At 49.5% G+C, this 17,114-nt stretch carries 19 protein-coding genes; 4 read left to right on the top strand and 15 right to left on the bottom strand.

Annotated features, from left to right (window positions below; genetic code table 11):
• Positions 1-21: 21 nt before the first annotated feature.
• The 7 genes from liaH to SB24_RS13585 all read right to left on the bottom strand — a co-directional run bounded on the left by liaH (position 22) and on the right by SB24_RS13585 (position 6,439).
• A complete protein-coding gene (liaH, locus tag SB24_RS13615; protein WP_007410057.1) occupies positions 22-699 on the bottom strand; it encodes a stress responsive protein LiaH in 678 nt (225 codons plus the stop codon).
• Positions 700-712: 13 nt separating this feature from the next.
• Entirely contained in the window at positions 713-1,093 is a 381-nt protein-coding gene (locus SB24_RS13610; RefSeq protein ID WP_033574863.1) for a protein liaI, read from the bottom strand.
• 166 nt (positions 1,094-1,259) lie between these two features.
• Positions 1,260-2,528: an MFS transporter gene (locus tag SB24_RS13605; protein ID WP_007410055.1), complete on the bottom strand. Its 1,269-nt coding sequence runs from the start codon at positions 2,526-2,528 to the stop codon at positions 1,260-1,262.
• A gap of 165 nt (positions 2,529-2,693) precedes the next feature.
• Positions 2,694-3,263: a cob(I)yrinic acid a,c-diamide adenosyltransferase gene (locus tag SB24_RS13600; protein WP_007410054.1), complete on the bottom strand. Its 570-nt coding sequence runs from the start codon at positions 3,261-3,263 to the stop codon at positions 2,694-2,696.
• Complete coding sequence (locus SB24_RS13595; protein WP_039253903.1) at positions 3,260-4,489, bottom strand: ABC transporter ATP-binding protein; 1,230 nt, start codon at positions 4,487-4,489, stop codon at positions 3,260-3,262. The genes SB24_RS13600 and SB24_RS13595 overlap by 4 nt, the downstream gene beginning before the upstream one ends.
• Positions 4,486-5,532 (bottom strand): FecCD family ABC transporter permease, encoded by a 1,047-nt coding sequence (locus tag SB24_RS13590; protein WP_039253900.1) that lies wholly within the window; start codon positions 5,530-5,532, stop codon positions 4,486-4,488. The genes SB24_RS13595 and SB24_RS13590 overlap by 4 nt, the downstream gene beginning before the upstream one ends.
• The gene (locus tag SB24_RS13585) at positions 5,495-6,439 is read right to left on the bottom strand and encodes an ABC transporter substrate-binding protein (protein WP_039253898.1); all 945 of its coding nucleotides are present in this window, start codon (positions 6,437-6,439) and stop codon (positions 5,495-5,497) included. Before SB24_RS13585 ends, SB24_RS13590 begins: the two co-directional genes overlap by 38 nt.
• A 187-nt stretch (positions 6,440-6,626) precedes the next feature.
• Here SB24_RS13585 and SB24_RS13580 point away from each other — a divergent pair, with 187 nt between their 5' ends.
• Positions 6,627-7,418, top strand: coding sequence for an SDR family NAD(P)-dependent oxidoreductase (locus SB24_RS13580; protein WP_007410049.1), 792 nt, complete (start codon positions 6,627-6,629; stop codon positions 7,416-7,418).
• Between the two features lie 51 nt (positions 7,419-7,469).
• On the opposite strand, the gene SB24_RS13575 is transcribed toward SB24_RS13580, so the two are convergent.
• From SB24_RS13575 to SB24_RS13555, 5 genes are all read right to left on the bottom strand, one after another.
• The gene (locus SB24_RS13575; protein ID WP_039253895.1) at positions 7,470-8,348 is read right to left on the bottom strand and encodes an SMP-30/gluconolactonase/LRE family protein; all 879 of its coding nucleotides are present in this window, start codon (positions 8,346-8,348) and stop codon (positions 7,470-7,472) included.
• Positions 8,349-8,411: 63 nt separating this feature from the next.
• Entirely contained in the window at positions 8,412-10,154 is a 1,743-nt protein-coding gene (locus tag SB24_RS13570) for a HAMP domain-containing sensor histidine kinase (RefSeq protein ID WP_031378360.1), read from the bottom strand.
• Complete coding sequence (locus SB24_RS13565; protein ID WP_003151779.1) at positions 10,151-10,870, bottom strand: response regulator transcription factor; 720 nt, start codon at positions 10,868-10,870, stop codon at positions 10,151-10,153. The genes SB24_RS13570 and SB24_RS13565 overlap by 4 nt, the downstream gene beginning before the upstream one ends.
• A 173-nt stretch (positions 10,871-11,043) precedes the next feature.
• A complete protein-coding gene (rsoA, locus tag SB24_RS13560; RefSeq protein WP_178092050.1) occupies positions 11,044-11,232 on the bottom strand; it encodes a sigma-O factor regulator RsoA in 189 nt (62 codons plus the stop codon).
• 44 nt (positions 11,233-11,276) lie between these two features.
• Entirely contained in the window at positions 11,277-11,813 is a 537-nt protein-coding gene (locus SB24_RS13555) for a sigma-70 family RNA polymerase sigma factor (RefSeq protein WP_087920805.1), read from the bottom strand.
• Positions 11,814-12,055: 242 nt separating this feature from the next.
• Here SB24_RS13555 and SB24_RS19675 point away from each other — a divergent pair, with 242 nt between their 5' ends.
• The 3 genes from SB24_RS19675 to SB24_RS13545 all read left to right on the top strand — a co-directional run bounded on the left by SB24_RS19675 (position 12,056) and on the right by SB24_RS13545 (position 13,978).
• On the top strand, positions 12,056-12,211 hold the full coding sequence (locus SB24_RS19675; RefSeq protein ID WP_007410044.1) for a YvrJ family protein: 156 nt from the start codon (positions 12,056-12,058) through the stop codon (positions 12,209-12,211).
• Positions 12,212-12,328: 117 nt separating this feature from the next.
• Positions 12,329-13,489: an oxalate decarboxylase family bicupin gene (locus tag SB24_RS13550; RefSeq protein WP_012118420.1), complete on the top strand. Its 1,161-nt coding sequence runs from the start codon at positions 12,329-12,331 to the stop codon at positions 13,487-13,489.
• Positions 13,490-13,555: 66 nt separating this feature from the next.
• On the top strand, positions 13,556-13,978 hold the full coding sequence (locus SB24_RS13545) for a YrvL family regulatory protein (protein WP_039253891.1): 423 nt from the start codon (positions 13,556-13,558) through the stop codon (positions 13,976-13,978).
• 37 nt (positions 13,979-14,015) lie between these two features.
• Here SB24_RS13545 and SB24_RS13540 read toward each other — a convergent pair whose 3' ends face one another.
• From SB24_RS13540 to SB24_RS13530, 3 genes are read right to left on the bottom strand one after another with little or no spacing between them, the layout of a single operon-like run.
• Positions 14,016-14,819 carry an ABC transporter ATP-binding protein gene (locus SB24_RS13540; RefSeq protein WP_015418195.1) on the bottom strand — a complete coding sequence of 268 codons (804 nt, stop codon included), beginning with the start codon at positions 14,817-14,819 and terminating at the stop codon, positions 14,016-14,018.
• An 18-nt stretch (positions 14,820-14,837) separates the two neighbouring features.
• Complete coding sequence (locus SB24_RS13535) at positions 14,838-15,848, bottom strand: FecCD family ABC transporter permease (protein ID WP_007410040.1); 1,011 nt, start codon at positions 15,846-15,848, stop codon at positions 14,838-14,840.
• Positions 15,848-16,885 carry a FecCD family ABC transporter permease gene (locus tag SB24_RS13530; RefSeq protein WP_031378357.1) on the bottom strand — a complete coding sequence of 346 codons (1,038 nt, stop codon included), beginning with the start codon at positions 16,883-16,885 and terminating at the stop codon, positions 15,848-15,850. Before SB24_RS13530 ends, SB24_RS13535 begins: the two co-directional genes overlap by 1 nt.
• Positions 16,886-17,114: the final 229 nt, after the last annotated feature.

The following is a 17,114-nucleotide window of genomic DNA, read 5'->3' as shown; positions in this document are numbered from 1 at the left end:
GCCGATCTTCCCTTGTGCACATTATTCATGAGCCGCTTTTTGACGCTCTGTTTTTTCCAGAGAAAGCGAGCGCATTTTTTCAATCTCAGCTTCCACCTCGTCTGAATATTGGGAGCGGCTGTATTCTGTGTTCGCCTCAGCTGAAGTGCCGTATTTGACGCGGACTTCCATTTCTTCAATGCGGCTTTCCATTCGAAGGAACTCTCTGTAGGCGCTTTCGCTGTCAATTTTGTCGAAAGAAGCGTTCATATGTTCCTTCGCATTTGCCGCGTTCGCGCGGGCGATGAGCGCCTGTTTTTTATCCTTTACGTCGCGGAGGCGCGTTTCTAAAGTTTCCAGCTGCTCTTTCAGCTCTGCCAGCTGTGTTTTCGCCTGCTCATACGCTTTTTCATGTTCAGCCGCTTTTCCCTCAAGGTATTTCATTTCAGTCAGCGCCTTTTTCGCCAGCTCCTCTTCCCCGGCGTCAAAAGCAAGCTGAGCTTGGTTTTTCCGTTTTGCCGCCGTTTCGGAGGCGTCTTCCTGTTTTTTCTTAAACTGATGGACGATCGTATGCTGTTTGACAATCGTTTGTTTCGCCTTAGCGATGTCACTTTCCATATCACGCACATATTGATTCAGCATGACTTTCGGATTTTCTAATTTATCAAGCCCTTCGTTAACAGATGCGACGAACATATTTCTTATTCTTTTTAAGACCATTTTGTCTTCCTCCTTATTTTTTCTTCAGAAATTCTTCCCATTCAGAGTCAAATCCGGATTGATAGCCCGGTGATGCCGCTTCCGGTTCATACTGGCGGGAAGCGGTATCTGAGCCGCCCTGCTTCATCATCTTCCACCCGAAATACACCATGGCGCCGGCCAGTCCGATCGCAACGATAAATGGAAGAGAACCGACGAGAATCATAGCTCCGATGACGCCCGCGATGATACCCGATACCGCCCGGCCTTTTGAAAAACGTTTGATTCCCCAGTAAAGCATCAGGCCTCCGATCGCCAGCGGGATGATAAATGCGAAATGGCCTCCTCCGAAAAAGACAGAAAGTCCGAACACCATCAGCAGAAAGCCGCCTGCCGTTTTGCCATTTATATTCATGCAGATCCTCCTTTCGTTTTCCTTGTCTTTACTATAAACAAATCCCGCGGCCGGCAAAACGAGTCAGAGATTGATTTTCATATCAGACCGGAGTCGTATAAGCCCCCGGACCTTCGCATAAAAAAACGCCGCTGCACCGGACGGCACAGGGCGTTTCACGAAAAATCTATATTCTGATGCTCGCTTCTTTTTCCCTGATGAGATCTGAGCGTTCGGCTTTGGCCAGCTTCGTAAAGAACAATATTCCGAGACCGGACAGGACTTCAACGAGACCGCCGGCGGCAATGACTTTTCCGGGACCGAAGGCGTTAGCCGCGTATCCGCAAAGAACCGCGCCGAGCGGAATGGATATGTTTGAGATCATATGGATGACGGCATAGACTTGCGGCTGGTCATCATGGTCCACAGACGTCTGAATAATCGTATATTCCGGCACATTAATCGCGCTGACGGCAGATCCGAACGCAAACGCGGCGAGGAAGACGAGCGGCAGAAAAGTGTTGAGGCCGGTGATGAAAAATGCCGCTCCTTCTATGATTCCCGCTGACACAAACAGGAGACCGTATTTGTTCACCTTCACCTTAGCCAAAATAAAACCCATTAAAAAGGCTCCGCCCGTGCCTGTCGCTTTCAAAAGCGAGTAGATGATCGGCGGCATGTTTAAATCTTCGGCGACATAAACGGCAGAGAGCGCCTCCCACGGAGCGGCCGCAAAATTCATGAAGATACAATAGATGGCGAGCGGGTATAAAATCTGGTGTTTCCTGACAAGAACGAAACCCCGTTTGAGCCTTCCGAAATACGTCCCGCGCTGTCTGACGGCGACTGTATCCTGTTTGGCATGCTGGACTTGGTATGACATAAAGAGTACGAGAAAACCTGATAGAAGATAGAATATAAGAGCGATAAACAAAGAATAAGCGGGACTGATAAATGTTAAGAACACCCCGCTCAGCGTAATGGCGGCAAGCCTGACGATCTGGCCTGATGACTGGATGACCGCATTCGCTTTCTGCAGGCTGTTTTCTCTGACAATATTGGGGATCAATGAGATAGATGCAGGATTATAAGCGGCTCCCGTGGCTGAATGCACAATCATGAGAAGCATGACAAACCATAAAGGAGAAAAACCGTTAAAGTAACAGACCGGAATGATCAACACGACCGCCGCGCGCGTCAGGTCGGAGAAATACATCCAGAATTTCAGCGTATGCTGCTTCATAAAAGGCCCGGTAATCGGCGCCAGCATCGCCTCCGGAAGGAACGTGACCGCAATGAGCAGGGACGTGCCGATCGCGCCTTCCCCGTCAAAAATCAAAAACCACAGAATGGAATTAAAGGCAAAACCGTCGCCTGACAATTTAACCAGCCTTGAGATAAACAGAAGGGTGAAATTTTTATTCCAGATGCTCTCGCTCTTATTATATGTATCCATCTATCAAATCCCCCATTATTTTACAATGTTTCTTATAATATCTCATTTTTTAATTTTTCAGTCAATAATGCATAAGATACATTTTCCTCCTGTCAATAAAGGTTCAATTGATGGATATCTCTATAAAAAAAACAGCCGGCTTGCTGCTGCCGGCTGAACAAAACATTATTCATCATCACGGAATACCGCGGCGCTTCTTTCATACTCTATATCCTGAACGCCCTGTCTTGCGTTAACTGCTCTTGCCGCCGCGAAAAAATAATCAGACAGGCGGTTCAAGTAACGCATCACCGTATCATTTATCTCTTCTGTTTTGCCGAGTTTCACGATGAGACGCTCAGCCCGTCTCGTGACGGTCCGCGCGATGTGAAGCTGAGCAGCCGCCTTATGCCCGCCCGGAAGAATAAATTTCTCAAGCGGGGGCGCTTCAGCCGTGTAACGGTCTATGCAGTCCTCCAATGCGGAAATAGATGTCTCTCTTAATGTATAGCTTCTATGTTCAGTGACCGTCGCCAAGTCGCCGCCGCAGTCAAACAGCTCATGCTGAATGTTTCGGAGTTCGGCTTTCACATCACCGCAATTCTCACAATCATCAAGCTCCGCAAGCGCAAGCCCGATAAAGCTGTTCAGCTCATCAATCGTCCCGTAGCTTTCAACCCGCAGACTGTCTTTATCCGTTCTGCCGCCGATCAGGCTTGTCTGTCCTTTATCACCGGTTTTCGTATACAGCTTCATCGTTGTATTCCTCCTTCTTCCGCCGCTTTTACACATGCCGCGGTTCCTCTTCTGACGGCTCTTTCCGCGTGAGGGACATCCATCGCCTCTCCTGTCTGCAAGGCGCAAATGACAATGTCGCCTTTTGCCTGTCTGCCGGAAAGAGCCTGCATTCTCGCTTCAGCCGCTGCCGTTAACAGCCGTACAAATCCCTGTTCCGATAAACGTCCGCTGATCAGCACCCAAACGGTATGCTGCGCAGTCACGGCAATTGTGACCGAATCAAACGTACGGCAGATCAAACCAGCGGCCGCTGAGCCGGAAAGCCGGCGGCTCCACGAAAAGCCCGGGCCGTCAGATGCGGTTGACAACATTCTGAACGGCCGTTCTGTATGAAGCGTTACGGTATTTCCGCTTTTGTTTATCAGAGAGGCGAACGGAACGTTGACAGGCTCTCTTTCCTCCTGCGCTTCCGGCATGAAAGCGATCAGCGGTTTCGGTGACGATTGCTGGGCAACAGCGCTGACGGTGATGCCGTAAATGTCTTCAATCGTCTCTTTTTTCAAAGCCTGATCCGGCGTCTGCTTCGGAAAAGCGCGTCCGTCTTTCATCATCAGGAGCTGATCACAATATTGGCCTGCGGCGTTTAGGTCGTGAAAAATACTGATGACCGTCAGGCCTCTTTCTCTCGTCAACCGCTTCACCGTATCAAGCAGGTCTTTCTGATATTTGAGATCAAGAAAGGTCGTCGGCTCATCCAGACACAGCACCTCAGGCTGCTGAGCCAGCGCCTGCGCCAGAAAGACGCGCTGCCGCTCCCCGCCGCTCAGATTGCGGACGGATTGCTGCGCATATCGGTCGATGCCCGTCATTTCCATCGCTTCCCGGACAATGTCTTCGTCATCATGTTGATCCATCTGTCTGAAGAGTCCTTTTTGATACGGATATCTGCCGAAGGACACTGTTTCCTTAACGGAAAATGTAAAGGCTTGCTCCGTATGCTGCGGCAAAACGGCCATGATTTTCGCAAGCTCCCGCGGCTTGTATCCGCCGACGGGCCTGCCTGCGACGAGCGCCTCGCCTTTTGACGGAGAGAGCATTCCCGTCAGCAATTTCATCAGCGTTGTTTTTCCCGAGCCGTTCGGACCGAGTATGCCGACAAATTCACCTTTTCCGGCGGTAAAGCTGACATCTTCCACAATCATCCGGCCTCCGTACCCGCCGGACAGGCTGCTCACCCTGATCATAAGCGTTTCCCTCCATGATGCTGGCGAAGCAGAATCAAGGCAAACACAGGCGCTCCCGCCAAAGCCGTCATAATGCCGATCGGCAATTCGACAGGCTCAATGACGGTGCGGGAAAACAAATCCGCCAAAATGAGAAAACCGGCGCCCGTCAATGCTGACAGCGGCAGTAAATGGCGATGATCCGTTCCCCATAAAAGCCGTGTCACGTGGGGAATGACAAGGCCGACAAATCCGATCGTCCCCGAGACGGCAACCGCTCCTCCCGTCAGCAGAGATCCGGCGGCGATCATCAGCCATTTTCTTTTTCCCGTACTGACGCCTAACAGCCTTGCCTTTTCTTCTCCATAAGTCATAATGTTTAATTCTCTGCCATTGATAAGCAGAAGCGCCGTCCCGGCCAGAAAAAAAGGCAGAAACAGCGCGACATAGCCCCAGCCCCTCATTGACACGCTTCCTAACAGCCAGCGGACAATCGGGAGCAGATCATTGCCCGTTAAAGCGATCACAAGCGATATGAGAGCCCCGAGAAAAGAATTCATGATGATGCCTGTCAAAATGAGCGTCGAAACCGACATCGACGCATGAACGAGGCGGCTGAAAAACAGAACCGCCGCCATGACCGCAATGGCTGCGGCGATGCTGACAACCGGTAGTGTGAACCGGCCGATGACGGGAATCTGAATGCCGAAAAACAAGGTGATAACGGCTCCCACCGAGGCTCCCGAAGATATCCCGAGTGTATAAGGGTCGGCGAGCGGATTTTTCAGAAGTCCCTGAAACGCCGCTCCCGCAATGGATAACGCGGCTCCGACAAGAGCAGCCAGAACGACTCTCGGCAGGCGGATATTCATCATAATATTTACATTCATAGGGTCAGCCGAGGATGTCCGGCCGATCCCGATCCAAAAAACGTCGGATAAAGGAATATGCAGACTGCCGATTGAAATGCCGAGTGCCGTACAAACGGCTAAAAACAGCAGGCTGACCGTGTAGGCCAGCGGCCGGTTACTTTTTAAACGTTTCAGGATAAACGCTTTCTGCAAGCTTCTCGACCCCTTTGACAAGGCGCGGGCCTGAGCGTGTGACAAGGTCGGGATCAACAGAATAGACATTGTGGTGTTTGACCGCATTGACGGTACCCCAGCCGGCGCGTTTTTCCACTTCAGCGGCCTTTACGCCGTCTGTCGTAATGATGACGTCCGGATTCATTTTGACAATCGCTTCATCCGTCAATTGCACCCAGCCGGTCTGGCTGCCGGCAGCATTTTTCGCGTGTATATCTTTAAGCATTTCGTTCATAAACGTGCCTTTCCCCGTCGTGTAGCCGTCAGGAGACACTTCGACGAATACTTTCTTTTCGTCTTTTTCAGAAATGGCCGCCGCTTTCTTTTCTATGCCGGAAAGGTCGGATTTCATCGATTTGATCAGCTTATCCGCCTGCTTTTCTTTGCCGGCCGCTTTTCCGATCATGCTGATTGATTTGTACACGTCTTGGAACGATTGCGCATCATTGACCGTTAAGACGGTGATGCCCGCATCTTTCAGCTGCTTCATCGCATCGGCGGAAGCGGACATAGAGGACGCGTGGGCAAGCACGAGATCCGGCTTCAGCGCGATGACTTTTTCAGCGTTCACATTCATATCTCCGACTTTCGGTTTTTTTACCGCTTCTTTCGGATATGTATCATTTGTCGTAACGCCTGCGACCTTATCTCCCAGTCCGAGCGCGTATGTAATTTCCGTATTGCTCGGCATGAGGGAAACGATTTTTTCCGGTGCCTGCTTTATGGTTACTTTTTCGTTCGCGGCATCCTTAATGGTTACCGGGAATGCTTCGGTTGAGACAGCTTTTTGTTTGGCCGCGCTTCCTTCTTCCTGTGCGCCGGAACAGCCGGCGATCACAAAGGCGGTGACCAAGAGCGCCGCCCAGACGGCAGTGATCTTCTTCATTCTTTTAACTCCCCCTGATTATGGTAAACGATTGTCTCTTTGACATTCGTATCCTTTTTTCGCAGTAATTATACTATAAGTCTTTAAGGCTTGTATATCCGGCCTTTTTGCATGAAAGCAAATTGTTCGTACACACTAAAATTCATCATGTATACTGTTACACAATGGTGTAAAAAGGAGGATTATCATGGAATTACAGCTTGAACGAAAGCTCGTGTTGATTACAGGATCAACCTCAGGCATCGGAAAAGCCGCGGCAAAAAGCTTTTTAGCCGAAGGCGCCGAGGTGATTATAAACGGAAGAAAAAAAGAAACTGTGGAACGGACGGTTGAGGAGCTTTCCGCTTACGGAACGGTCCACGGCATCGCTGCGGATTTATCGCGTCAGGATGAGGCGGATGACTTGATCAAGCGCGCAGGTGTAATCGGGGAAGTCGATATTCTCGTCAATAATCTCGGTTTTTTTGAAGTAAAAGACTTCGCTGAGGTATCTGATGACGAATGGACCCGGTATTTTGAAGTGAATGTTATGAGCGCCGTGCGCCTGTGCCGGCGTTTTCTGCCGCAAATGCTCGAGAGAAACAGCGGACGGATTCTGAACATCTCCAGTGAAGCCGGTGTCAAACCGCTTGCGCAAATGATTCCGTATTCAATGACGAAAACGGCGTTAATCAGCTTGTCCCGGGGAATGGCGGAAATGACGAAAGGCACAAATGTCACGGTCAACTCCGTGCTGCCGGGACCGACATGGACCGAAGGCGTCGCTTCTTACATGGAAGGAGCCGCAAAGGCTGCCGGAGAAGACACAGACAGCTTCGTCCGGGATTATTTTAAAGTGAATGAGCCGACATCTTTGATTCAGCGCTATGCAACCCCGGAAGAAGTCGCCAATACGATTGTATTTCTCGCTTCATCAGCGGCTTCTGCCATTAATGGCACCGCACAGCGGGTTGAAGGCGGCATCATCCGCTCCATTTAACACAAAAAAGCCCGGCACAATGGGAACTTCCCCATATGCCAGGGCTTTTTTTTACACCATGCCTGCAAACGGAACCGGCTCCCAGCCGCCCGTCTCAAGCTCTGCTGAAAACAGGCCGCCCGCATGCGGCTGCTCAAGTCTTTCGGCTTCCGTCAATTTTTCCGTCGCGGTCGTAATGTATAACGTGTTCAAGTCTCTGCCTCCGAACGCGCAGCAGGTGACGTATTTCGCCGGAACTTCGATAGATGCAATTTCCTTATGCAAAAACGGGTCAATCCGGACGGCACGGCCGCCTCCGAACAGAGCCACCCACAGCATTCCGTCACGGTCAATGGTCATTCCGTCGGGAGATCCTTGCGACTCCGGAAAGCGGTAGACCGTTTTCGGATCTGATACGGCTCCGGTTTCAGGATCATATGAATAACAGACGATTTCCTGCGTCGGAGTATCGATATAGTACATCAGGTTTCGGTCCCGATCCCAATCCAAACCGTTCGAGGTGGAGACCTGGTCTTTTATTTTGGCAAGGCTGCCGTCCGTATTCAGACGGTACAGCGAAGCCTCCTCTTCTTTGCCTTCCATGCTCGTCGTTCCCGCCCATAATCTGCCGGACGGGTCGCATTTTGCGTCATTGAAACGGATATCTTCCCGCATGTCTTTCGGCTGCTTCATCTTCGTCAATGTGTCTTCCCGAAGATTGTACAGGTAAAACCCGTCTTTCATCGTCATCACCAGCTCTTCCTTTGAATATAAGGCCAGAGCCGTGACAAATGATTTGAATTTAACGGAGCGGTTGATTCCGTCAGCCGGAGTGAAGATATGCAGCTGGCTGCCCAGTATATCCACCCAGTACAGGCATTGCTTATCCTTGTCCCATAAAGGGCCTTCTCCGATAACTGCTCTCGTATCTGCTCGTAATGCTGCTTCCATATGTGAACACCTCTTTTGCTTGTCAGTCTTCTATTGTTATTCCCGACAAAGCGGCGTCCAAACTTAATCTTTTTTAAAAAGAATCGTAATCACCGTTCCGGCGCTGATTCTGCTGTTGACATGGATGGTTCCGTTATGAAGGTGTACCAGCTCCTTGGCAATGGCGAGTCCGAGTCCCGTTCCTTCTGACGGTCCCTTCGTATTCGTTCCCCGGTAATAACGGTTAAACAGCTGGTGAATCGTTTCATCGTCCATTCCTCTTCCGTTATCTTTCACTTTCAGAATGAGCTGTTCGGCTGATTCCTCAAGCACGACCCGAATGGCGGTCCCTTTCTTATTATGCTTAACCGCGTTTGCCAGCAGATTCTCCAGAATACGGCGGAACCACGCTTCATCAATGGCGAAAAGAATGTCTTCCTTTTTGGTTTCAAAGGCGATGTCATAGCCTTCCGAGAACGTGTTTTTCGTGAAATCGTTCGTGACGTTTCTGATAAACGGCACGACGTTGATAAGCCGCCGTTCGATCGGGAGGGCCGCGTTTTTGAGGCGGTATGTTAAGTTTAAGTCCTCAATCAGCTTGGACATATATTCTGATTTTTCCCGGACGATCTGTCCCATTTCTTTGACTTCTTCCGGGGTCCAGTCGTATTGCTGCGATTCGAGCATCATGCTGTAGCCGTAAATCGTGCTCAGCGGGGTTTTTAAGTCATGGCTCAGCCCGGCGATCCATTCTTCCCTTGTCGCCTGGATTTTTTCTCTGTTTTTCTTATCCCGCTTCAGCGTGTCTGTCAGCTGATCCATCGATTCGAAAATCTCGGCGAAAAAGCGGAACGGCTGTTTTGTTTTGCCTTTTTTGTTTTTGCTGACCGGCTGTCCTTTGCGGTTCTTCGGCTCTTCAAGCCGGCCCTTTGATAAATTGACAAGCCATTTGATGGTATGAAACAGCGGCCAGCCGAAACGGAAAGAGTACCAGATGGTCAAGATGCAGATCATAAATACTAAGATTCCGATCAAGAGGAAGAGGGTTTTCATCACATTTCTCAAAAATGATTTGTTAAACTCGTGATCGGGGATGTACACGGGGTTCGGCACCGACGCGACCATCCATTTCGTTTTATCTAGTCTTTTAAAAGAAATTTCCCGTTTGTAATTCCACGGCTTGGAACTGTATTTCAGCAATTCAAGCTCATTGACGGTGTTCCGTTCTTTTTTCGTGCTGTTGATATCCCCGAGCAGTCTGCCTCTGTCTTCGAGAAGGTAGACCGCCCCTTTTTCCCGTTTAATATAATCAACCGTGCTTTTTTTATATTGAGAAAGGGAAGCAAGGGATGGCTCCTGTGATTCGATGTAAGTGAGAAGCTGCTCACTGGCGGATTTCCAGCCGAACAGAATCAAATAGGTCTCATCATTTATCGTGACCGTCCAGTAATTCAGCTTGTAGTTGTCAAAATTCCGGTACTGGTAAATGGATAAGAGATCTTTTCTGCTGTAATGGCTCGGGACGTCTTTCGGCACTCTGTACGCGTAGTCCGTTTTTTCATTGTCATTAATGATCTGCAGCCAGCCCTTCTGCTTTCGGACCGACATCTTTAAAAACTCATCGACATCCCATGTGCCGTCTTCATTTTTATCAAGCCACGCTTCAAACGAGTCCGCGGTCGCTTTGGTCAGTCCCGCATTGGCTTCCGCTTCGCTGAAACGCCAATCCAAATAGAAGAAAGAAGCGACGGCCAAAACGGACATCAGCAGGATGACAAGCAGCAGCTGTCCGAAAAAGTGGAGCAGAAATTTTCCGCGCATTCTCATGAGCGGGTTCCTTTTTCTCCTTGATCGGGAATAAACCGATAACCGAGGCCGCGCACCGTTACAATATAAGACGGATTGCTGGGGTCTTTTTCAATTTTTTCTCTGAGCTTGCGGATATGCACCATGACGGTGTTGTTGTCGCCGTAAGACGGATATCCCCATACTTTTTCATAGATCTGATCTTTTGAGAGCACCACATCAGGGTGTTCACAGAAATATTGAAGCAATTGCAGAAGCTGTGCGGAGCAGCTGACGGGCTCTCCCCCGACGATCAGCTCGGCGTTTTGCGGTGAATAGGAAAAATGACTGTATGAATACGTCTTTACCGCCGTTTTCTCTTCGCGCTTATAGGTTCTCTTTAACGTCGCTCTGATCCGCGCCGCCAATTCGAGCGGATTAAACGGCTTTGTTATATAATCGTCAGCTCCCAATGCAAATCCTGACAGCTTATCCGCATCAGAAGAACGGGCGGTCAGAAAAAAGATCGGAGCGTCGGTATAGTTCCGGATTTCGGTGCATGCTTCAAAACCGGACATGCCTTCCATCATCACATCCAGCACGAGCAGATCCGCGGTTTCATGTTTAACAAACTCGATCGCTTCCTCAGCGCTTCCGGCTGTCTTAATGTTGTGATAGCCTTCTTTGACGAGAACGCGTTTGACCATATCAACGATCGCCTTCTCATCGTCTACAATTAAAATTGACGCATTTTCCACCTTGGACGTTCCTTTCTCTTTGTTTTTTTCATCATATCATTATATGGATAAGATTTGGTACCTTTTTAGTGCGGAGGTCTTGCGGGGAAACAGAAAAGAAAAACGAGACCGGACATCTCTTCTCGTTTTTCTCACGTTGTCAGAGCGGAATATCCATCATTCCGCCGCTTTTGTCAGGAGCTTTCATTTATAAGATGAAGTATAAATTCCCAAAAACCCGGCACTTCCTGGCATAACAGCATGTCCGCTTTTTCAACGATCTTAATCTTCAATTCTTGTTCAAGATCTTCTCTTTCCTGGTATGATGTATTGCTCAGTTTTTTTTTTATCATTGGCGAAAAACGCGAAATCAAAAGCTCCATTTCGTCGGTATCTGTGTTCTCTTTGTTGAAGTCAAATGGCCCGTTCACTGCTTATTTTCCCCCTTTTTTTGCTTGTCCAGCTGCTTTCTGAGATTGTCGAGCCCTTTTTTATGAATATTGGAAATGTTCTGCCGTGATTCACCCAGCGACTCGGCAATCTCCTTCATCGTCGCTCCGTGAAGATAAATATTCGTCAGCACGCTTTTTTGTTTATCGGTTAACGTCTGAAGCGCTTCGTATAAATCACGGTTTTGGACATGCTGGCTCAAATCCCCCTGCTTCCGCAGAAACTCTTCATACGCATCTTTTCCCATTTCATAGGGAAGCGCTTCACCTCCCTCCGGCTGATCCACCGTCAGCGGATAGCGCTTCTGATTTTTACGGATGCGCTTGTCAAAATCGATGGAGAAAATCCGGATCATAGAGTTCATATATTTGATGATCCGGATTTCCTTATAAAACTGTTTAAAATGGTCGTCCAGTGATTTTGCATCCTTCTCGTCTGAATGTTCCAGCACATTTTTAAATTTCTCGTAATGCTTTGGGTCACTTAAAAAATGTTTAACGATCGGATGTTTCATAATTTCCTTGCATTTTGACCGTAAAAGAACTTGATAGTCCATAAAACCGCCCCCTATTTAAATTAAATGAAAGAAAGCAAAAAAAAGTAAACTACTCCTTTCCGACTAAGATTCCGCACTCCTTATGTCCCGGATTTGCCGGAACAAAAAAAAGACCCTCAACCGGGATATCAGGTTTACAGGAGCCGCTCTTTCTTTCACTTATATACATGACTGCAGGTCAAGTCAGGAGGTGGCTGATAATGGATCAGGTTTTTATAGAAGAAGCGGTCAGACAGCTCGGCAATCTCGGCTTTCCGGCTCTGATTGCCATGTATCTTCTCACACGGTTTGAGAAGAAGTTTGACGCCCTGATCGAACTGATGACGGAACTGAAAGATCAGAAAATGAAAAATTAATTTTCACACGAAGTTGACTTTTCATCGGAACGCATCACTTAACAAAGCAGAAGGGAAAACGAAAGGCCTTTCACATTCTCTTTCTGAAAAAACAAAGCTTGAGAGGAGACGATTTACATGTCAAAAGAAAACAACTGCAATATCCCGCAGCCGATCAGAGGAGACAAAGGGGCGACCGTCACGATTCCGCGCAACCTTGAAAGAGACCGCCAAAATCCGGATATGCTGACGCCGCCGGAAACGGATCACGGCACAGTGGATAATATGAAATTCTCTTTCTCAGATGTGCACAACCGGCTGGAAAAGGGCGGATACGCGCGTGAGGTGACCGTTCGCGAGCTGCCGATTTCTGAGAATCTGGCATCTGTCAACATGCGTTTAAAACCGGGCGCCATCCGTGAGCTGCACTGGCATAAAGAAGCGGAATGGGCATATATGCTGACGGGCAAAGCGCGGGTCACGATTGTTGATGAACAGGGACGCAGTTTTATCGATGACGTGAAGGAAGGAGATCTGTGGTACTTCCCGTCAGGCCTGCCGCACTCCATTCAGGCGCTGAAAGAAGGCTGTGAATTCCTCTTGGTTTTTGATGACGGTTCTTTCTCAGAAAACAGCACATTCCAAGTGACTGACTGGCTTGCCCACACACCGCTTGATGTCATTGCCAGCAACTTCGGGGTTTCAGAAAAAGACCTCGCCGGCCTGCCCGGGAAAGAAAAATATATCTTTGAAGAGCCGGTTCCCGGGAAGCTGAAAGATGACATTGTGGAAGGCCCGAACGGTGAAGTGCCTTATCCGTTCACTTACCGCCTGCTGGATGAAGGTCCGACTGCTGAGACGGATGGCGGCAAAGTATATATCGCGGATTCCACAAACTTCAAAGTGTCCAAAACGATCGCTTCAGCGCTTGTCGTGGTCGAACCGGGCGCAATGAGAGAGCTGCACTGGCATCCGAACACGCATGAATGGCAGTATTATATTTCCGGTAAAGGGCGGATGACGGTTTTTGCATCGGACGGCCATGCAAGAACATTTAACTATCAGGCCGGGGATGTCGGTTACGTTCCGTTCGCAATGGGCCACTATGTGGAGAATTTGGGAGATGAGCCGCTCGTCTTCCTGGAAATCTTCAAGGATGACCACTATGCCGATGTGTCCCTGAACCAATGGCTTGCCATGCTTCCTGAGAAATTCGTCCAGCAGCATCTGGATCTGGGCAAAGACTTTACGGATATTCTTTCGAAAGAGAAACACCCTGTCGTCAAAAAGAAATGCTGAAGATACACACCGGCTTGCAGAGTTCCGTCTCTGCAAGTCTCCTCTGTGTGAAAAGGAGCTGAACAGATGATCAATCAAAACGGGACGAAAATGTTTTTTCTTCAGGTGCTCCGGTATGCCCTGGCAGCCGCTGCCGTATTATTCGGGTATTTCATCGTGATGATGGCCGTATTTTCATTAGCCGGGACGAGCTACGGATCGATGGCGTACGTCCTGCTTTTTTCCGTGCTTTTTATTCTTCTCGGTTTATGTTTTGAACCGCTTGAGCGGCTGATGATACATAGCTTTACCTTTTTTGGGACGGGCAGGCTGCCTTTTCTCCTTTTAGCCAGCACCGTTCAGCTGCTGTTCCTCTGGATGACCGCGTATACGACGGATAAACTGATTGAAAAGATTTGGCTGTCAACGACGGAGGAGCTGATTGTGGCGGGGGTTTTTTTCGTTTTGGATAAATGCGTCTCCGGAGAAAAGCAGACCCGGGCGCAATAAAAAAACGCAGGCCGGAATGGCTCTGCGTTTTTTTTCATCATACCGTTGCGCTTTCATGCCGGATTAAATCGTAGGTTAAGCAGACCGGTTTGTTCGTGCGCGGATCTTTTACAATCTGTGCGTCAATTTGAAAAACGTCTTTCAATATGCCGGGAGTCATGACTTCCTCCGCCGTTCCTTCCTTGATGACGCGCCCTTTTTTCAGGGCGATCATGTAATGGGAAAAACGGGCGGCATGGTTCAGATCATGAATGACCATTAAAATGGTGCGGCCCTGCTCCTTGTTTAATTTGTCCAGCAGCTGCAAAATTTCAAGCTGATGGGCGAGATCTAAATAAGTGGTCGGTTCATCAAGAAGCAGCAGCTCCGTTTCTTGAGCGAGCGCCATGGCGATCCACACACGCTGCCGCTGCCCCCCGGAAAGCGCTTCGATCGGCCGGTCGTAAAATTCGGCCATCCCCGTCTCTTCCAGCGCCCATTTGATCATGTCACGGTCTTTATCACTCAAACGGCCCATTCCGGACTGATGCGGAAACCTGCCGTAAGAAACAAGTTCGTACACCGTCAGCCCGCTCGGCGCTTCAGGCGTCTGCGGAAGAATTGCCATTTCCTTGGCGATGTCTTTCGTGGATTTTTGCATGATCGCCTGTCCGTTTAAATAGACGGCGCCGGATTTCGGTTTCATGATTCTTGACATCGTTTTGAGAACCGTCGATTTTCCGCAGCCGTTCGGACCGATCAGTGTTGTAATTTTTCCTTTCGGGATGGCGATATCCAATTCTTTCGCTATCAAACGGTCGCCATAACCGACAGTAAGCTGTTCCGCCGATAATGAGTTCATCGCGGCAGTCTCCTTCCTCTATTTCGTTTTCATCAGCAAATATACAAAATACGGCGCTCCGAGCACGGAAATCACCAGGCCGACGGGAACTTCGGACGGTGCAAGCACATTTCTCGCCAGCGTATCGGCAAGCAGAAATAAAAATGCTCCGATTAAAGCCGAAACCGGGATAAGCGTCTGGTGGCGCGGTCCGGTAAGCCTTCTGGCCAAATGCGGCGCAATGAGTCCGAGAAAAGCGATTCCGCCGGCTGCCGCAACACATGACGCGGTCAGGGCAACGGCGCACATCAGCAGAACGCGCCGCTCCTTTTCAACCCGGGTGCCAAGCCCCGCCGCCAGCTGATCACCGAGCTGGAGCACATTTAAATACCTGGCTTTATAGAGGCTGAACGGTAAAAGAACCAGCAGCCACGGCAAAATGGACAGCACCATTTTCCAATTGGCGTTCCAAATCGAACCGGAAATCCATACAAGCGCCTGCATGAAATCCCGCGGGTCCATTTTCAGCTGAAAAATCAAGAGCAGCGCATTAAACCCCGCATTGACGCCGATCCCGACCAAAACGAGCCGGACAGGTGAAACGCCTTTTTTCCAAGCCAGAACATAGATGAGCAGCGCAGCCAGAAAAGCCCCCGCTAAAGCGCTCACCGGAAGCAGCCATGTACCGGCCATGCTTAAATCAGCAGCTGATCCTTGGAAAAAGAAGATAAACAAAACGACCGCCAAAGACGCCCCGGCGTTAATCCCGAGAATGCCCGGCTCCGCCAAGTCATTTTGAGACACGCTTTGAAAAATCGCGCCTGAAACTGCGATTCCGGCGCCGACCAGCAATGACAGCACCATGCGCGGCAGTCTGAATTCAAATAAAACGAGCTGATCCCGGGCATCCCCCTGTCCGAAAAAGACACGTAGCGTATCAAGAGGCGCAATCCGGATCACGCCCATGTTTAAGCTGATAAAAAAGACGATGCATATGAGCAAAAACGTAACGGCCATGACCGCCAGCGGTTTTTTCGATTTTACATTCATTACAGCCCTCTCCTTTCCCTGCGCGCCAAATAAAAGAAAAAGGGAACGCCGATAAGGGCGGTTAAAGCGCCGACCGGTGTTTCAAACGGCGCATTGACGAGTCTTGCGGCAATATCACTGAAGACTAACAGAACGGCGCCGAATACCGCCGAACAGGGAATGATCCACCTGTAATCTACCCCGACTAAAAATCGGGTGATATGCGGAATCACCAAGCCGATAAAAGAAATGGCTCCGGCGACTGAGACTGAAGCCCCCGTCAAGAGGACAACGACAAACATTCCGATTACTTTCACAAGCGATGTGTACTGCCCGAGCCCTTTGGCCAGCTCCTCACCCAAGCTCAGCACCGTCACTGAGCGCGCAATCAGAAATGCCAGCAAAAGTCCGATAACCCCGACCGCCAACAGCAGCTGCACGCCTTCCCATTTCACGGAAGCGACTCCTCCGGCGTACCAGAACTTCACATCCTGGGCGACATCAAAACGGATCGCAATCGCGCTTGAAAGCCCCGTTAAGAAATAGCCGACTGCCGTACCGGCCAGCGCGAGCTTCACCGGTGTCAGACCGCCTTTTGAAAACAGGCCGATGCCAAACACAATAAGCGCTCCGATTCCCGCTCCCGCGAAGGACCACAAAACAAGTCCCGCCGCAGACAGGCCCGGAAAAAAAGCAAACGCCAATGCGATCGCAAATCCTGACCCCGACGTCACGCCCATAATCGAAGGCTCAGCAAGCGGGTTCCGCGTCAGCCCCTGCATAATCGCCCCGGACACAGCTAAAAAAGCCCCGACGAGCGCGGCGGCGGCGGTTCTCGGCAGCCTCAGATCGCGTATGATTTGATGAGATGTATTTTGCGGCTGAAAGTGAAAGAGAGCATCCCACACCGTCCGCAGATGAATATCGGCAGCTCCGATGGAAACAGACAGGGCCGCGCCGATCAATAAAACCGCAATCCCGGCACACAGCAGCACAGCCGCTCTGAATGAACGCGCCGTCCACTGGATTTCACTCCCTGATGCCCCTAGAGCCGTCATTGTCTGTTTCTTTTTCAATAGACCCAACACTCGTTCTTCCTTTCTCAAAACAAGAATGGTAATGATAATGATTATCAATGACTTGTTTCAGTATAGCACTTTTATCTTCTCTTTTAATAGACCTAATTTCATATAAAAAAAGAAAGTTTTTCTTAAAAAAGAGCGTGCTTCTCTATGAAAGCAGTGATATAATCACACTGATAATGATTCTCTTTATCACTAATTTTCA

The organism is Bacillus sp. Pc3 (assembly GCF_000815145.1).
Lineage (GTDB): Bacteria > Bacillota > Bacilli > Bacillales > Bacillaceae > Bacillus > Bacillus velezensis.
The sequence above is the reverse complement of the archived record's forward strand: the minus strand, read 5'-3'. Positions and strand labels throughout refer to the sequence as shown.